We start from the raw sequence: 2,050 nt of genomic DNA, 5'->3' as shown, positions 1-2,050 counted from the left end.
GTCGAGGACGAGCTGACTTACACCCGGCGCGGCAAGGCCGGCGCTCGGATGATCAAAGCCGAGGGTCTGCTCATCGCCCGGTTCGACCACTGGGACAACCGGGTGGGTGACCCGAATCTGCATACGCACTGCGCGGTACTGAACCGGGTGTATGCGGAAGAAAAGTGGACCACCATCGACGGCCGCATGTTCTACCGCGCCGCGGTGTCGGCGTCGGAGCGGTACAACACCCGAGTGGCGGACCTGGTGGCCCGCAACCTCGGTGTCAGCTTCGCACCCAGGGCGGACACCCCGGCCGGCAAGCAACCGGTCTACGAAGTCGAGGGCATCCCGATCTCCCTGATCGAAGAGTTCTCCCGACGCCAAGCGATCGTCGACCGCCAGGAAGAACTCGCCCGCGCGTACACCGAACGCCACGGCAAGAATCCGCCGAAGAAGGTCCAGTACGCACAGGCGCAGCAGGCGACGTTGGACACCCGCAACGCCAAGAATCCGCCGCGCTCGATGGCCCAACTGCGTGCCGAGTGGGACGAGCGGGCCCGGGCGATCGTCGTCGACAGCACCCCCCGCGAGCTGGTGGACCTGGCGCGAACCGGGCGGGACAATCGTCCTTCGTTCGGTCCGGACGATCTTCCCGAACTGGTTCGCAAGGTCGAGGAAGACCTGTCCCGCAAAGTCGGTACATGGACCGTGTACAGCCTCACCGCCGAGGTGCAACGCCAGGTCCGCGCGTTCAGTTTCGCGGAGGATTCCGACGTGGCCTCCTACGTCGAGGCTGCCGTGGAAACCCTGGTGAAGAACCACTGCATCCCGGTCTTCACCGAGATCTACACGGCACCCGACAAGCTGTCGGAGAGGGTCGAAGGCGGGCTTGTTCGCCTGCATTCCGTCGACCGCACCACCATGCGGTACACCTCCGAGTCGGTCCTCGCGGCCGAGTCCTACATGCGGCGCAAAGCCGATGCCGGCAGCGACCTGACGGTGCCGGACCGGATCATCCGCCGGCAGATCAGGAAGGTCGAGAAGGAAAGCGGCCACAAACTCGGCATCGATCAGATCGCGATGATCGAGCATTTCCTGACGGCCGGGAGGAAAGTCGCTGTAGCCGTGGGCGCCGCCGGCGCGGGTAAGACCACCGCCGCCAAAGCCTTCGCCCGCGCATGGGAGCAGACCAACGGAAAGGTCATCGCTCTCGGACCATCGGCCAAGGCCGCGGACGTCCTCGGAGCGGAGATCGGCGTCGAAGGGCGCACCATCGCCGACATCCTCACCCGCGACAAGCACGGAATACCGACAGGCATCGACGCCGGCGATGTCCTGCTGGTCGACGAAGCGGGCATGGCGTCGGCCCGCAATCTCGCCGACCTGACCCGCATCGCGACCGCTCGCGGGGCGGTCGTGCGACTCCTCGGGGACCATCAGCAGTTGGCGTCCGTCGAATCCGGCGGTGTTCTGCGGGATCTGGCCGAGCGCACCCTCGCACCGTTCCTGTCCAAGATTCACCGATTCCGCACCAAGGGCGAAGCCACATCGAGCCTGCTCCTGCGCAACGGCGACGAGAAGGCCCTCGAGTGGTATCAGAAGCAGGATCGCATCCGCGCCGCCATGAAGCACGAGCTGGCGGACACCGTCTTCGACGCGTACGTCGCTGACGTCGAAGACGGCGAAGTCGCCCTGATGGTCGCCCCCACCAACGATCTGGTGCGAGAGCTGAACATGAAGGCGACGACGTACTACCGCGACAAGGGCACCGTCACCGGTCCCGGGATCATCCTCGCGGACGGCCTCGAAGGTGCCGTCGGTGACGTCGTCGTCACCCGGAAGAACAACAGCAAATATGTCGTGAAAGATGAGACCGGGCAGCGTACCGGACGTGTCAACAACGGGGACCTGTGGACGATCGTGGAGATCGGCGTCGACGGATCATTGCGCCTCGAAAACCATGTCAGCGGCGGCCGCGTCGTCGTCGCATCGGACTACATCACCGCCAACGTCCAACTCGGCTACGCCGCCACGGTCCACCGATCGCAGGGCATGACCGTCGGGTCCT

Annotated in this window: 1 protein-coding gene; it reads left to right on the top strand. The window is 65.4% G+C overall.

Going from position 1 to position 2,050, the window contains the following annotated elements; all coding sequences use genetic code 11:
* On the top strand, nt 1–2,050 hold a 2,050-nt coding region (gene mobF / locus WAW17_RS02685), incomplete at both ends, for a MobF family relaxase (RefSeq protein ID WP_422331476.1).

This window comes from Rhodococcus sp. (in: high G+C Gram-positive bacteria) (genome assembly GCF_049286785.1).
Classification (GTDB): domain Bacteria; phylum Actinomycetota; class Actinomycetes; order Mycobacteriales; family Mycobacteriaceae; genus Rhodococcus_F.
The sequence above is the reverse complement of the archived record's forward strand: the minus strand, read 5'-3'. Positions and strand labels throughout refer to the sequence as shown.